At 61.1% G+C, this 15,154-nt stretch carries 15 protein-coding genes; 9 read left to right on the top strand and 6 right to left on the bottom strand.

Annotation, left to right across the window (positions count from 1 at the left end; translation table 11 throughout):
• Nucleotides 1-175 precede the first annotated feature (175 nt).
• Nucleotides 176-385 (bottom strand): hypothetical protein, encoded by a 210-nt coding sequence (locus IFT98_RS12425; RefSeq protein WP_122477353.1) that lies wholly within the window; start codon nt 383-385, stop codon nt 176-178.
• 247 nt (nt 386-632) lie between these two features.
• Here IFT98_RS12425 and IFT98_RS12420 point away from each other — a divergent pair, with 247 nt between their 5' ends.
• The 5 genes from IFT98_RS12420 to IFT98_RS21250 all read left to right on the top strand — a co-directional run bounded on the left by IFT98_RS12420 (nt 633) and on the right by IFT98_RS21250 (nt 4,671).
• On the top strand, nt 633-893 hold the full coding sequence (locus IFT98_RS12420; protein WP_192048947.1) for a hypothetical protein: 261 nt from the start codon (nt 633-635) through the stop codon (nt 891-893).
• A gap of 106 nt (nt 894-999) precedes the next feature.
• On the top strand, nt 1,000-1,266 hold the full coding sequence (locus IFT98_RS12415) for a DUF6555 family protein (protein WP_122477350.1): 267 nt from the start codon (nt 1,000-1,002) through the stop codon (nt 1,264-1,266).
• 266 nt (nt 1,267-1,532) lie between these two features.
• On the top strand, nt 1,533-3,092 hold the full coding sequence (locus IFT98_RS12410; protein ID WP_192048945.1) for a sensor domain-containing diguanylate cyclase: 1,560 nt from the start codon (nt 1,533-1,535) through the stop codon (nt 3,090-3,092).
• 124 nt (nt 3,093-3,216) lie between these two features.
• Complete coding sequence (locus tag IFT98_RS12405; protein ID WP_122477348.1) at nt 3,217-4,443, top strand: zinc-dependent alcohol dehydrogenase; 1,227 nt, start codon at nt 3,217-3,219, stop codon at nt 4,441-4,443.
• Nucleotides 4,444-4,584: 141 nt separating this feature from the next.
• A complete protein-coding gene (locus IFT98_RS21250) occupies nt 4,585-4,671 on the top strand; it encodes a hypothetical protein (protein ID WP_442962755.1) in 87 nt (28 codons plus the stop codon).
• Nucleotides 4,672-4,771: 100 nt separating this feature from the next.
• Here the strand turns inward: IFT98_RS21250 and IFT98_RS12400 are convergent, their stop codons facing one another.
• Together IFT98_RS12400 and glgX are read right to left on the bottom strand one after the other, a co-directional pair.
• A complete protein-coding gene (locus tag IFT98_RS12400; RefSeq protein ID WP_192048943.1) occupies nt 4,772-6,343 on the bottom strand; it encodes a GGDEF domain-containing protein in 1,572 nt (523 codons plus the stop codon).
• Between the two features lie 260 nt (nt 6,344-6,603).
• Nucleotides 6,604-8,778, bottom strand: coding sequence for a glycogen debranching protein GlgX (gene glgX / locus IFT98_RS12395; RefSeq protein ID WP_240998755.1), 2,175 nt, complete (start codon nt 8,776-8,778; stop codon nt 6,604-6,606).
• Nucleotides 8,779-9,005: 227 nt separating this feature from the next.
• On the opposite strand from glgX, the gene IFT98_RS12390 reads away from it, so the two are divergent.
• Nucleotides 9,006-9,446, top strand: a complete 441-nt coding sequence (locus IFT98_RS12390; RefSeq protein ID WP_122796387.1) for a response regulator — start codon at nt 9,006-9,008, stop codon at nt 9,444-9,446.
• Entirely contained in the window at nt 9,439-10,446 is a 1,008-nt protein-coding gene (locus tag IFT98_RS12385) for a sensor histidine kinase (RefSeq protein ID WP_192048942.1), read from the top strand. The genes IFT98_RS12390 and IFT98_RS12385 overlap by 8 nt, the downstream gene beginning before the upstream one ends.
• 20 nt (nt 10,447-10,466) lie before the next feature.
• On the opposite strand, the gene hpxO is transcribed toward IFT98_RS12385, so the two are convergent.
• The 3 genes from hpxO to IFT98_RS12370 all read right to left on the bottom strand — a co-directional run bounded on the left by hpxO (nt 10,467) and on the right by IFT98_RS12370 (nt 14,130).
• Nucleotides 10,467-11,624 carry an FAD-dependent urate hydroxylase HpxO gene (gene hpxO / locus IFT98_RS12380; RefSeq protein ID WP_192048940.1) on the bottom strand — a complete coding sequence of 386 codons (1,158 nt, stop codon included), beginning with the start codon at nt 11,622-11,624 and terminating at the stop codon, nt 10,467-10,469.
• A 168-nt stretch (nt 11,625-11,792) separates the two neighbouring features.
• A complete protein-coding gene (poxB, locus tag IFT98_RS12375; protein WP_192048938.1) occupies nt 11,793-13,511 on the bottom strand; it encodes a ubiquinone-dependent pyruvate dehydrogenase in 1,719 nt (572 codons plus the stop codon).
• A 208-nt stretch (nt 13,512-13,719) separates the two neighbouring features.
• Nucleotides 13,720-14,130: a DUF3597 domain-containing protein gene (locus IFT98_RS12370; protein ID WP_122477338.1), complete on the bottom strand. Its 411-nt coding sequence runs from the start codon at nt 14,128-14,130 to the stop codon at nt 13,720-13,722.
• Nucleotides 14,131-14,369: 239 nt separating this feature from the next.
• Between IFT98_RS12370 and IFT98_RS12365 the strand changes: the two genes are divergently transcribed.
• Nucleotides 14,370-14,738, top strand: coding sequence for a histone-like nucleoid-structuring protein, MvaT/MvaU family (locus tag IFT98_RS12365; protein WP_122477336.1), 369 nt, complete (start codon nt 14,370-14,372; stop codon nt 14,736-14,738).
• A gap of 88 nt (nt 14,739-14,826) precedes the next feature.
• A complete protein-coding gene (locus IFT98_RS12360) occupies nt 14,827-15,153 on the top strand; it encodes a hypothetical protein (RefSeq protein WP_192048937.1) in 327 nt (108 codons plus the stop codon).
• Nucleotide 15,154 lies beyond the last annotated feature (1 nt).

The following is a 15,154-nucleotide window of genomic DNA, read 5'->3' as shown; positions in this document are numbered from 1 at the left end:
ACGTGAAGAAGGGGCGCAGAGGGTTGCGGCATGGAGCAGATCCTTGAAGAGCGGTATACCCGAGTGACACTCCGGGTCTGGCAAACAGCGCGGCCCCAGCCTCGGGCCCATCGGGGAGGATTGACGCTCGTGATGGCCCAATGAGCACATTGGCGGGTGAAATGGCTCGCAGCGGTCACACTTCGCTGCGCAGCTCCTCGAGATAGCGGGTGCCGCGCACCGTGAGGGCCAGCCGCGTCCGGCTATCTGGGGTGACCGTGGTCACCACGTAACCGACCAGCAGCAAGGCGCGCAGGGCGAAACCGTCCTCGCTGCCGAATGCCTGCCATTGGGCGCTCTCTATCAGCGTCAGCAACCGCTTGTAGTTAGCCTGGTCTTCCGTCATCAGTACCCAGCCTCCGTCGCATCCATTGCACGTGCGGCCAGCTTACTCAAAAGCATCGACCAGGGCACAGGAAAAAGCATGCCGGGCGTCTTCGAGCATGGAAGTGGCGGCTGCGCCCGGGCGGTGAAAAACTAATGGCAGCAGGGAGGCGGTTTCGGCCAACATCGGCTATAGCTTGTACAGCCCCGGGCGATTTCTGCCGGTTTGTTTCCCCGCCTTCTCGACATCGACCGTCAAGGGTGACTCCATGGCTTCCATCGAAGCGGTACTTGCAGGGCTCGACCCGCCCCTGAAACATGAAACCCACATGGAAGAAGGGCTGCTCAACCTGACCCTGATCGACCCCAATGTGCCCGCGCAAGTGATGCGCAGCCTGGCGCCTCATGAATACAAGGACAGCACCACGTTTCGCCTGCTGGTGTTGTATGCGGTCAACGAAATCCGTGGCAAGGGCTCCCATGCTCCACTGGAAGTGATGCCCGCCGTGGAATGGGACTCGCACACCTGATTGCAGAGGGCTTGCCAGGCAAGCGACAACTCGTCGCTGTCCTGCACATTTTCTGAATTTTTCCTGCGTATCACAACTCAATGATGAGTCAACGCAGGAGATCACCATGCCGAACCCAACACTGTTCATCATTGACTACCGGCTCCATGGAGCGGAAAAGTCGTTCATCATCCGTCTACCGACCCTGAACAATGCCGATGCCTGGCATTGGGCGAGTTGCGATGCAGGGGTCGGTGTCATCCCCAAGTTCGGCCGCGAACGGGTGCAGAAAGTCAGCAAGCCCAAGGCCGAGCAGTATGGTATTACCGATGTGCGCTGGAGACCGTCCGGTCAGCAGGCACGTGAAGAACTGGGAATCGAAACGGCTCATTGAGCCGTCTGATCTCCGCTTCGCTGCGCCGCCTTCGTTTCATCCGTTGTTGCAGGACCATGCCGGGGGTCGCCCACGCAACCCCCGCAGTCAATCCGCAGTCCCCCTCGCCCTGCCCTCGCTCATTCATCGAACATTGAACTGCCCCATCTCTTCCGTCCTCCATACGGCTGAGCTAGTCTGGCACTGACACGCTCGAGCGCCGCATCGTCGACAATGTTGCGCACGGACACCTCGCGTCGCAGCACGGCGCAGCCATGAGGCCTTCAATGCCAGGACGCGACCCCACCCACGCCGACCGCGACAAGACCGGCGAGCCGCTTTCCCCCCGTTCAGGGCGCAACACTGCGCTCTTTCGTCTCACCGTCACGTTCATCGTCCTGGTCGTCTTCACGTTCACCAGCGTCGAGGGTTGGCGTGCATGGCGTGATTACCGACAAGCTTTCGCCAGCGCCCGCGACTCGGCCACCAACCTGGCGCGCGCCACTGCCCAGCATGCCGAAGACGCCATCCGCCAGGTCGATGTGCTGACCGATGCGCTGGCCGAGCGGGTACAGGGCGACGGCCTGGATAACATGAACGTGCCACGCATTCACGCCCTGATGCAGCAACAGGCGCGCATCATGCCGCAGCTGCACGGCCTGTTCATCTACAACGCCAGCGGGCAATGGGTGGTGACCGACAAGACCGGTACCCCGGAAGCCGCCAGCAACGCCGACCGCGACTACTTCAACTACCACCGCACCCATACCGACCCCAGCGTACGCATCAGCGATGTAGTGCGCAGCCGTTCCACGGACGAATACATCCTGCCGATCTCGCGCCGCCTGAACAATCCCGATGGCAGCTTTGCCGGTGTTTTGCTGGGGACGATCAGGGTGAGTTACTTCGTCGATTATTACGGCGACTTCAAGATCGACGACCGCGGTGCGCTGGTCCTGGCCCTGCGCAACGGCCGCATCCTGGTGCGCCGGCCGTTTCTCGCACCGGCCCTGGGCAAGACGCTGGAAGACAGCGAGATCTTCAAACGCTACCTGCCGGTGGCCGACGAAGGCGTGGCCGAAGTCAAAGCCGTGGTCGACGATACCTACCGTCTGTATGCCTACCGGGCCCTGAGCAGCTACCCGCTGGTGGTGGAAGCCGGGCTGTCCCGCGAATCCTTCATCGGGCCCTGGCGTCGTGATCTGTTCAAGACCGGCCTGGTACTGCTGGTACTGATTGCCGGGCTGACCGGCTTCGGCATCATCGTTCTCCGACAATTGCGTGAACGCATCGCCATCGAGGAAGAACTTCGTCAGGCCCACCAGGCCATGCGCGACATGGCACTGACCGACAGCCTCAGCGGGCTGGGCAATCGGCGTCGACTGGACATGACCCTGGGGGACGAAATCGGCCGCGCTCGGCGGCAGCGGGGCTGGCTGGCGCTGATCATGCTCGACGTCGACTACTTCAAGCGCTACAACGACCGCTACGGCCATGCCGCCGGGGATCGGTGTCTGCGGCAGGTGGCCGACGCCATCGTGCAGGTGCTCAAGCGCCCCACCGATCTGGCCGTGCGCTATGGCGGCGAAGAGTTCACCGTGTTGCTGCCAGGCACCGACCTGGAAGGCGCTGGCGTGGTCGCCGAGGCCATCCTGCAAGCGATTCGCGACCTTGCCGTCGAGCACCTGGACCACCCTTCGGGACACGTCACCGTCAGCGCCGGCATCACCGCTGCGCAACCGGCCGTGCACTGGGTCACGGCTGCACAGATGCTCACCACGGCCGATGCCTGCCTGTATACCGCCAAGCATGATGGCCGTGATCGGTGGCATGCCTGTGCTGCATAGGGCGAGCGCGATCCAACGGCCAGTTCGCAATGATTCGCGATTCCGCTGAGCACATCCGCTTGAACTTCCCGGTTTTCGTATCCCTCTGCTGATAACCACTCCTGATCAAGAGGCTGCGAAGAACATGAGAGCACTTACCTATCACGGCGCTCACGACGTCAAGGTCGACACCGTTCCCGACCCCCAGCTGCAGGATGCCGACGACATCATTCTGCGCGTCACGGCCACCGCCATCTGCGGCTCCGACCTGCACCTGTACCGCGGCAAGATACCCACGGTGGAACACGGCGACATCTTCGGCCACGAGTTCATGGGTGTGGTCGAGGAAGTCGGTACCGGCGTCACCGCCGTCAGCCCCGGCGACCGCGTCGTCATCCCCTTCGTGATTGCCTGTGGCAGCTGTTTCTTCTGCAATCTCGACCAGTTCGCAGCCTGCGAGACGACCAATACCGGCCGAGGGGCGATTCTGAACAAGAAGTCGATTCCACCAGGGGCGGCATTGTTCGGTTTCAGCCACCTCTACGGCGGCGTGCCCGGGGGGCAAGCCGAATACGTGCGCGTGCCGAAAGCCAACACCGGTCCGTTCAAGGTGCCAGGCACGCTTGCCGACGAGAAGGTGCTGTTTCTTTCCGACATTCTGCCAACCGCTTTCCAGGCGGTGAAGAACACCGAGATCGGCCAGGGCTCAAGCATTGCCATCTACGGCGCCGGTCCCGTCGGGCTGCTGTGCGCTGCCGTGGCGCGGATGCTTGGCGCCGAGCGTATCTTCATGGTCGATCACCACCCCTACCGCCTGGCGTATGCGCAACAGGCCTACGGCGTGATTCCGATCAATTTCGATGAAGACGATGACCCTGCCGATACCATCATCCGCCAGACTCCGGGCTCGCGCGGTGTCGACGGCGTGGTGGATGCGGTGGGCTTCGAAGCCAAGGGCAGCACCACCGAAACCGTGTTGGCGGCACTGAAACTGGAAGGCAGCAGCGGCAAAGCGCTGCGTCAGTGCATCGCAGCCGTGCGTCGCGGCGGCGTGGTCAGCGTGCCGGGCGTATACGCCGGGTTCATCCACGGCTTCCTGTTCGGCGACGCGTTCGACAAGGGCCTGACCTTCCGCATGGGCCAGACCCACGTGCAGCGCTATCTACCGGAGCTGCTCGAGCACATCGAAGCGGGCCGCCTGACGCCTGAAACCATCATCACCCACCGCATGTCGCTGGAACAGGCTGCCGAAGGCTACAAGATCTTCGACAAAAAGCAGGAAGACTGCCGCAAGGTCATTCTCACGCCGGGCGAGCCGACCATCGAAGCGCCGGTTGTCGAGCCCACCGCAGGCGTCATTCCGGCGCTTTGAGGTACCGCACAACAAGGCTGGGCAGTGCCCGGCCTTGGTTGCTGCAAGGTAACGGGCCACGATCACCGATCGACATTGGATGAAACGAGCGCTGCGGGCCGCTGTCTAGAGCAGTAACACCCATTGATGTGAGTCGTCCCCATGTTGAAGTTTCTTGGCAGCACCGTCGGTATCATCTTCCTGATCGGCCTGGTCGTGGTCATCGGCCTGTTCAAGCTGGTCTTCTGAACCCCGTCGGGGCGCTCATCGAGCGCCCCTGCCCTGCCTGGGCCGCTGTGAACTCCACGCTATTTCCCGCACTTCCTCCGTAAGCCCCAGTCACTGCCTGTCAAACGGCGCCTGCCATTGCCACGCCCTGCCGACCTTCCAGCTTGACCTGATACATCGCCTGATCAGCCGCCTTGAGCAACGTGTCCAGGTCTTCACCGTGCACGGGGCACAGCGAGATCCCGACGCTACCGGACAGTGAAAGCGCGCCGACGCTGGTGGTGATTGGCAGCTCGATAGCATCCAGCAGCTGCTGCGCCTTGAGGATCACGCTGTCCGGATTGGCCAGATCGGACACCAGCGCCACGAACTCATCGCCCCCGTAACGGGCGACCGTGTCGTAATGGCGCACCGTCTCGCGCATGCGTCTGGCCAAGGTCTGCAAAACCTGATCACCGACCGCATGGCCGTGTTCGTCATTGATCTGCTTGAAATGATCGAGGTCGATCAGCATGACCGCGAACGGCACCCCTTGCTCGGTCCATTGTTGCAGCGCCTGGGCGAAGCGATCTGCCAGCAGGTAGCGGTTGGGCAACTGGGTGAGCACGTCGTGAGTGGCCAGAAACGCTGAGCGTTCATGCTCCAGTTCAGCGGCCTCTATGGCCGAGAAATGCCTGACCAGAACCAGCGGCACCACCACCAGACTGGCCATCAGAATGGCCAGAATCAACAGGTTTCCCGGACCCAGCACATCCATCAGGCGCAGTTGTCGCTGAAAGCTGAGTGAGACCGGTTGCGTAGGGCTGTCCACGTACACACTGTCGGTCAGCCGCGGCAAGGCGAGTTCGTCCCACCAACGCCCGGCCACCGGCTCCATGGCAACCACCTGACTGGGGTTGTCATCGCTGTGCAGCTGAGCACTCACTGCCACACGCGAGTCACTGTTGTGGCGCACGATGGCGCCCAGCAGTGCATCGGTCTTGATCAGCAGCATGGCTACCATGGTGCTGCCAAAGAAATTCGGCAAGGCGTGCTGGGTGTCCTCATCGGGGCGCGACACCGACTTCATTAGAATGTAGGCGTCGCCGCCTTCATGCAGGGCGAACACCGGCGACACCACCGGCATCGGGCCCTGACGAATGCGCGCCAGCGCGTTGGCCAGGTATGGCACTGTTTCCAGGCGCACGCCATAAATGACGCTGGCCTGCGGCAGCTGGGGCGACATGAACAGAATGGGCCAGGTCGCCTCCGCTGCGGTTCGCGAATCGCCGACCGCTGGCGCGAGCCCCTTCACCTGGACGCCCTGTGCATCGAAATTCTTCAATTCGAAATCGGGCAGCCAGGTGCGCCGCAGCAATGCAGCGAAATCGAATTGCTCGTTCACCGGTACGCTGCGCGCCACTTCCAGCATGTAGATGTGCGGGTACGCCGCCAGCACGGCCGCGCCGTACCGGGCTGCCGCATCGGTATCGCTCTGTTTGACCGCCTGCAGGAAAGCCGCAAAACCCGCCAGTACTGCATCATTGGTGTCGAGCTGATTGCGTACGGTGCCGGCGATGCTCTGCACATACTCGGAGAAGCGGGTTTCCTGCCGCTGGATTTCGGACCGCAACAGCGAGAACGCCGAAAACACGATCAAGCCGAGCGCCAGGCCGATAAAACCTGCGAGCGATGGGCGGCGTCTGATCAACATCGTGGCAATATCCAACGCACGAGCATGCACGGGCAGTAAGTTTCAGGGTCGTCGAAGGGCGTCATGGGTGGCTGCGCAAGGGCAGCAAAGGATGATGTCGACGGTACGCAGGGTCGCCAATCGGAGGTTTGACCGGCGCCTGCAGAGCAAGCTAGCAAATTGCCATCTCAGCGTCTACAGCGTCTCGTCGCCATCATGGAAGGACAGATGCCCCACGTTGGCCAGGACTGGCCAACGTGGGGCATCGGATTGCAGCGGTATCAGCGACGCTTCTTGCTCACTGGCTTGGCCAGTTCGAACATCAGTACCGAACGTCCGGTGACGGCGTACTCGGTGCCGAAGTCGAACGACTCACCGGCTTCGAAGTCGGTCTGGTTGGTGTCCAGTTGCAGGATCCAACGCTTGCCTTCCGGCACTTCCGGCAAGGTGAAGCCGACCACGTCATGGTGCGCGTTGACCACGATCAACAACGAATGGTCGACCCCGGCGCGACGGATACCGCTGGACTGGGTACGGCCATCGAGCAGGATGCCCATGCAGCGGTTGCTGCCGTCCTGCCACTGCTCGACGCCCATCTCGCTGCCGTTGGGCTGGATCCAGCTGACATCCTTGATGCCCAGGCTTTCGTCATAGGCACCGGTGAAGAAGCGATTGCGGCGCAGCAGCGGGTAGCGATTGCGCAACTCGATCAGGTACTTGACGAAATCCTGCAGCTCGCTGCTCTGCTCGCTGATGTTCCAGTCAACCCAACCAATTTCGCTGTCCTGGCAATACGCATTGTTGCTGCCACCCTGGGTACGGGCGAACTCATCGCCAGCCAGCAGCATCGGCGTGCCCTGGGCAAGAAACAGCGTCGCTAGCAGGTTGCGCATCTGCCGATAGCGCAGCGCGACGATTTCCGGATCGTCGGTCGGACCTTCGACGCCGCAGTTCCACGAGCGGTTGTCGGAGTGGCCGTCGCGGTTGTCTTCACCGTTGGCTTCGTTGTGCTTCTCGTTGTACGACACCAGGTCGTTCAAGGTGAAGCCATCGTGCGCGGTGATGAAGTTGACCGAAGACGCCGGCTTGCGACCACGACGGTTGAACTGATCGCCAGAGCCAAGGAAGATTTTCGCGAAATCGCCAAGCATCTCGTCGTCGCCCTTCCAGAACGCACGGGAGATGTCGCGGAACTTGTCGTTCCATTCCATCCAGCCCGGCGGGAAGTTGCCCACCTGATAGCCGCCCGGGCCGCAATCCCAGGGCTCGGCAACCAGCTTGACCTTGGCCAGGACCGGATCCTGGCGGCAGGCATCGAGGAAACCGCCGCCTTCGCTGAAGCCATGGGCTTCACGACCCAGAATGGTCGCGAGGTCGAAGCGGAAGCCGTCCACGCCCATTTCCGAACTCCAGTAGCGCAGGGAGTCGGTGACCATCTGCAATACGCAGGGGTGGCTCATATTCAGGGTGTTGCCGGTGCCGGTGTCATTGATGTAATAACGCGCATCGTCTGGCATCAAGCGGTAGTAGTTGGCGTTGTCGATACCCTTGAGCGACAGGGTCGGGCCCATCTCGTTGCCTTCGGCAGTGTGGTTGTAGACCACGTCGAGAATCACTTCCAGTCCGGCCTTGTGGAAGCGCGAGACCATGACCTTGAACTCGGCGATCGACGAGCCGGCCATGAAGCGGGCGTGCGGCGCGAAGAAGCCTAGGGTGTTGTAGCCCCAGAAATTGTGCAGGCCCTTTTCCAGCAGATGGTTGTCATCGAGGAAATAGTGAACCGGCATCAGCTCGACCGACGTGACACCCAGGGAACGGATGTATTCGACCACGTCATTCTCGTGGAAGGCCGCAAAGGTACCGCGCTCCGACTCACGTACCGAAGGGTGGCGCATGGTGAAGCCGCGCACGTGGGTCTCGTAGAAAATGGTCTTTTCCCACGGCACGTTCGGCTTGGCTGTGTTGCCCCAGGTGAAGGCCGGGTCGATCACGCGGCAGCGTGGCATGAACGGTGCACTATCACGCTCGTCGAACGACAGGTCGCCGTCTTCATGGCCCACGGTGTAGCCGAACAGCGCGTCGTCCCACTTCAATTCGCCCGAGATCTGCTTGGCGTAGGGGTCGATCAACAGTTTGTTGGCGTTGAAACGGTGGCCGTTGGCAGGATCATATGGACCGTGCACGCGGTAACCGTACAATGTGCCCGGGCGCGCATCGGGCAGGTAACCGTGCCAGATCTCGTTGGTGAATTCAGGCAGCGCGATGCGTTCGATCTCTTCGACGCCGTCGGCGTCGAACAGGCACAACTCAACCTTGGTGGCGTTGGCGGAAAAGATTGCAAAATTGACGCCCGACCCATCCCAGGTCGCGCCCAATGGGTACGGCAAGCCCTCGCTGACACGGCTGGCGGGACGTTCCTGGCTTGACGCACTGTCATTCATTGATTGATCAGACATGATCAAACACTCCGGAAATAGGTTGAGCCTGAGCTCTGAGGTAGACGACCAAAACGGTCTACTGATAGAAGCGCGCGCAGCCGAACAGTTCAGGATATTTTTCAGCGTGGAATCAAGATGTGGTTAGAAGCCGGCGACGCGAGATTGAACGCACTGGTTTATTGACGCTCTTAAAACAAGCTTTGCAAGAAGAGCGCAAGCGCCCTTGAAGAGAATGAGTTAACTCAATGCGTATCCTGCTGATAGAAGACGATCCAATCCTGGCGCTACTGGCCGAGATAGCTCTGGAGGAAGATGGCCATGAGATCATCGGTCCTGCGTATGACGTTGCCGGAGCGCTGTCGCTGGCGCACGACCATGCCATCGACGTTGCATTCGTCGACATCAATCTGGATGGTCACGACGAAGGCGTAGGCCTGGCGCAGACGCTCTACGAGCAATTCAAGATCCACTCGCTGTTCGTCAGTGGCCAGATCGACGTGGCCAAGGCCAACAGCGGCTATGCGTTGGGTTTGCTGTCCAAGCCCTACAGCCCCAATGACCTGTCGCGCAGCGCACACATCGTGCATTCGCTGGTCAAAGGTGAACTACCCTTGAATCGACCGCTACCAGTGCCCTTGAAGCTTTTCACAGAATCGCGCGGCCTATATGGAAAGAAGCATGAGTGAACCCACAGATCTCCCGGGCATGGGACCAGGACTTGGTGAAACCGAGTTTCGCGAGTTGGCTAACAACGCGCCGGTATTGATCTGGCGCGCGGGTACCGACAAACAGTGCGACTGGTTCAACAAGCCTTGGCTCGACTTCACAGGCAAGACTCAGGACCAGCTCTGCGGCTATGGCTGGGGTGACGACGTGCACCCCGATGACCTGGAGATGTGCACGCGCAATTACGAACAGGCCTTCGACGCCCGCGAGTCCTTCACTACCCCGTATCGTCTGCGCCGCCACGACGGTAGCTACCGTTGGTTCCTCGACCACGGCGCGCCGTTCTATCGGCAGGGAGTGTTTGCCGGCTACTTCGGCAGCTGCACCGATATCACCGCACAGAAAGAGCTCGAAGCGCATCAGGACGTTCTGGTTTCCGAGCTCAATCATCGGGTCAAGAACAACCTGCAGCTGATCATCGCTTTCCTGCAGATGTCCAAGCTGCGCGCTCAGGGCGACGAAGCTCGGCAGCTGCTCGAATCCGCCATCGCGCGCATCCAGGGCGTGGGCACGGTCCAGGCCGAGCTGTATCGCAGCGCGTCCGGCACCGTCGATCTGGCGCATTACCTACCCCATCTCGTGCGGGCATCGATCCAGGCAGAGCGCGACGACAGCATTCACCTGACTGTCGATACCGAAACTGTCCTCGCCCCATTCAAACTGGCCTCGGACCTGGGCTTGATCGTCAACGAGCTGGTGGCCAACGCCATCCATCACGGCAACCAGCGCACCACCCACATCCATTTTGCCTTGAAGCGTCTGGGTAGCGGTGACCTGCAGTTGACGGTGAGCGATCGCGGACCAGGCTTCTCCCCGGCGCAGTTGTCGAATACAGGTGCATCAGGGTCCAAGCTCAGCGGCCAAGGCCTGATCGGCGCGCTGGCCAAGCGCTGCGGTGCAGTGCTCAACCGCAGCAACGCAGAGGGCGCGGTGGTCACGCTGACCTTGCCGCACCCCTAGTCAGACAGGGCAGCTATGCGCTACAGCGGGCTGCCCTCGTCGGTCTTGATCAGGCCACCCAGAATGTCGCTGCCGTCGCTGCCCGCCAGTGCTGCGTACCATTGGCGGGTATCTTCCGGAACTTCACCGTGGATGATCGCCGCCCTCTCGCGGGCCTTGACCACCAGAGCTGCGACGCGCTCTGCGCGTGCAGCCTCATAGGCCGCCAACGCGGCTGCCGGGGTCTGCTCGCGCTCGATGCAGCGGGCCAGCACCCACGCATCTTCCATGGCCTGGCAGCCGCCCTGTCCTATATTCGGAGTCATGGCATGGGCGGCGTCGCCAAGCAGCGCAACCCGCGTGCCGACCAAACGAGGGACTCGCTCGGTGTCATGGATTTCCACTCGCGCAACGCTGGCCGGATCCAGCCGTTGCAGAAGACGCTGCACCGGCTCGGGCCAGTCGGCAAAGTGCTGCTCGAGTTCAGCGCGATAGTCTTCACGAACGTTGGGCGTGCCTGCCGGCAGCGGCACGTCGAAAAAGAAATACAGTTCACCGTCACCCATGGGCATCAGTGACACCCGCTTGTGCTCGCCGACGTACTGCACCCATTCGTCTGCGGGCGCGAGGTCGGCGGCTGACCGGATCCGACCATTCCAATTGACGTAGCCGCAATAGCGCCGAGGAATCGGTCGGCCGGCAATCTTGTCGCGCAGCACCGAGTGGGTGCCGTTTGCCGCTATCAGCAGGTCGGCTGTCACCGTTTCACCCGTCGACAGCATGATCTGCACATGGGTCTGGCTTTCTTCGTAGTCCAGACACGCAACCCCCAAGGTCACGTTCTGCATGCCGACCGCCTCCAGCAGAATGCTTTGCAGGCGCGCGCGCGCAATCGGAAACGCCCGCCGCCGAGCATGGCTGTACAAGGGTTGCAGATCGAAACGGGTGAGCAGACGGCCCTGGTGGTCGCTGTAACTCATGGTCTGCATATGGCCGCCCGCGTGCTCGATGGACCCACCCAGGCCCAGCGCATCCAGCACCCGCACACCGTTGGGCCAGATGGAAATGGCTGCGCCGACCGGCGCCAGTTCGGCCGCACGCTCGTAGACGTGAACCCGGTGACCAGCCTGTTGCAGGGCTGCGGCGGCGGTGAGGCCACCCATGCCAGCGCCGGCAATGACGATATTCAAGGATTCCATGGCTTCTCCACTGAGATCGGTTTGATCCGGGACCGTGCAAAAAGCTGTCCAAGTGATCAGAAACCGTCAGCGGCAGAGATTACGCCGGCAGGTCAGACGCTCCCAGCGAGATCGGGCATCAAACCGGTGCGACGCTGTGCGGTGCGCACCGGTTTGCAGCGTCCGGGTTCAACGCAGCAGGTTGTTCTTGGCCAGATTGACCAGCTCCTTGGCCCGTCCGTCGAGTACTGCGCGCATCATGAACAAGCCGAAACCTTTGACGTTGGCGGCGGTGATTTCCGGCGGCATGATCAATTCCTGACGCTCGCTGACCACATCCACCAGCACCGGCCCATCGTGCTCGAACGCCTCGATCAGGGCGGCACGCAGATCCTGCGGTTTCTCCACGCGGATGCCCTTGATGCCCATGCCCTGTGCGAACGTCGCGAAGTTCGGATTCTTCAGCTCGCAGCCCACATCCACCAGACCGCTGGCCTTCATTTCCATTTCGACGAAACCCAGGGTGCCGTTGTTGAGGACGATGACCTTGACCGGCAGGTTGGCCTGGCTGAGGGTCAGGAAGTCACCCATCATCATGGCGAAGCCGCCGTCCCCGGACATCGACACGACCTGGCGGTCCGGGTAGGCCGCTTGCGCGCCGATGGCCTGCAGCATGGCGTTGGCCATCGAGCCATGGTTGAACGAGCCGATCAGCCGCCGCTTGCCGTTCATTTTCAGATAGCGCGCGGCCCAGGCCGTGGGCGTGCCCACATCACAGGTGAACACTGCATCATCGGCGGCCAGCTCACTGACCAGTCGACTGACGTATTGCGGGTGGATGATCGTGCTGTTCGGACCGCTCTCGGCGAGGTCGTCGAGACCCTTGCGCGCGCTGTCGTAGTCCGCCAGCGCCTTGTTCAGGTGCATGGTGTCGGTGCGTTCTTCAAGGCGTGGCAGCAGCTGCTGCACGGTGTGCTTGATGTCGCCGATCAGGCCGATAGCCAGTGGGCAGCGGTTACCCAGGGCCTCAGGCTGCAAATCGATCTGGGCTATGCGCGAGTGCTCCGGAAAGAACTGCCGGTACGGAAAGTTGGTGCCGAGCATCAACAGGGTGTCGCATTCCTTCATGGCATTGAAGCCGGAAGCAAAACCGATCAGGCCAGTCATGCCCACGTCGTAGGGGTTGTCGTACTCCAGGTGCTCCTTGCCGCGCAAGGCGTGGACGATAGGCGCCTTGAGCTGCTTGGCCAGCGCCACGACTTCGCTGTGTGCCCCTGCGCACCCGGCACCGCACAGCAGAGTGACGCGCTTGCCACCGTTGAGAAACTGGGCGAGCTCATCGAGCTGCAGCGGGGCCGGCACCACCACCGGTGCCTGGGGTGCAATCCACTGGCTGACCGGCGCGTCGAGCGGGCTCAGCGCCACATCGCCTGGAATCACTACCACTGCCACGCCGCGGCGACTGATGGCAACGCGCATGGCCCGCTCCAGAATCTGCGGCAACTGCTCGGGCCGCGAGACCAGCTCTACATAGTGGCTGCAGTCTTTGAACAGCGACTCGGGGTGGGTCGCCTGAAAGTAATCTATGCCGATCTCGCTGCTGGGGATGTGTGCTGCAATCGCCAGCACCGGAACGCCGCTGCGATGACAGTCGAACAAGCCATTGATCAAATGCAGGTTGCCCGGTCCGCAACTGCCTGCACAGACAGCCAGTTCACCGGTCAGATGCGCCTCGCCGCCAGCGGCAAAAGCCCCGGCTTCTTCGTTGCGCATGTGTATCCAATCCAGCCCGCCCAACCGACGCATTGAATCGGTCAGACCATTCAAGGAATCGCCCACTACGCCATAGATGCGTTTGACACCGGCGTGCTTGAGGGTATTGACCATGAAATCGGCTGCAGTGGACATTCGGTGCTCCTTTGAAAATATAAGTTCAAGAGGTCTGAGTACCGCCACGCCGAGGGTGTTCCGCCCGATTCATTAACAAAAATTATAGAATTGGCCCATGGGCTCTATAAAGGCGCCTGGGCTGCGAGCAAACCAGGTTTTGAAATGAAAGAAAGCCCGACCAGGGTCGGGCTTTCTTAATAAGCGGTGCAGCGTGCTGAGCGATATATCAGTTCAGCAATTCCGCAGGCACGGTGCCGCCATTTTCAGCGAGCTTCTTCATCACGGCAGAATGCAACCAGGTGTTCATGGCTGCCGAATCATCGGTGGAACCGGTGTAGTGCAACTCTTCGGCAAGTTCCTTGCGCGCGGTCAGGCTGCTGTCCAGACCCAGCAATTTGAGCAAGTCGACGATCGACGTACGCCAGTTCAAAGTTTCGCCGTGGCTGGCTGCCATCGCTTCGAGCTTTTGAGCCACATCCACCTGGGTGATCGGCGCAGCGGAAGGCTGGTTCGTGACGGTCGTGGTGGGCGATGCACCTGGCGCAGGGGCGACGGGGGTTTGTGTAGAAGCGTCTGCGTCCGGAACAGCGTGCTTGCCGATACCCAGTTTCTCGAGGATGCTGCTAAAAAAGCTCATTTCGTATCTCCAGATTTCTTGGCTGCTGCCGTGGATTCGACAGCCTACTTAAGACCTGACACCCCTGGCCGCCGAAAAGTTTAATCGAGCCTGCGACATTCCGTGTCCTCGACCGGATACGAAGGTAGCCACATATTGTAATAAACGTTATTTAGTTGTGGCATCGGTGCGCACACTGCGCCAGAATCACGCCTCGATACCTTTACTTTTTTATCCACGATCCATGCCTGGGGATACTCATGTCCAAACTTGCTGAATACCGTCAACTCGAACGTCATCTGGCCGAACAACTTGCAGCACTTGAGGCCATGAAAGGCGACAAGGGTCTGGAACAGGAAATCGAGTTCGAGACCAAGTTGCGTTCGCTGTTGGGCGAATACAATAAAAGCCTCAGGGACATCGTTTCCATTCTCGACCCGCAGCAAGGCGGCAAACCAGTCAAGGCCAGCGCAGCGCCTGAAAAAGCCACGCGCAAGCCGCGCTCGCTGAAAACCTACAAGAACCCCCACTCGGGTGAAGTCGTCGAAACCAAAGGCGGCAACCACAAGACCTTGAAGGAATGGAAAGCCGAATACGGTTCCGACACTGTCGAAAGCTGGTTGAGCTAAGCCGTACCCACCGGCAAGCAGCGACATACGGCCCGCTTGCCGGGTTGCATCACCCTCCCCTCACACCGTCCTTGTCGATGATCCCGCGATGTATCCCACCACACCCGATGGACGCTATTTCGTCGTACGCGGCCGGCTCTGGCGATGCAGCAACCCTGCCCTGCCCGAAGCCGTGCGCGAGCATTGGGTCAAGGTACTCATGGATGCACGGCGAGCGGTCAAGGCCGCCAAGCGCTCGGAAGATCCCGAGGCTCTCACGCAGGCGCGCGCGCAAGTCGATGCCGCCAAGCAGGCTTTGGGCGAACGCGGGGAAGTCTGGTGGGACGACGGCAGCGCCGACGTCAACCGACGCATGGCGCGCAATACCGACTATGCAGAGTGGTATGCGGGGCTGGATGAAGCGTCACTGAAGTAGC

The sequence above is a fragment of the Pseudomonas sp. CFBP 8770 genome (assembly GCF_014841705.1).
Taxonomy (GTDB): domain Bacteria; phylum Pseudomonadota; class Gammaproteobacteria; order Pseudomonadales; family Pseudomonadaceae; genus Aquipseudomonas.
The sequence above is the reverse complement of the archived record's forward strand: the minus strand, read 5'-3'. Positions and strand labels throughout refer to the sequence as shown.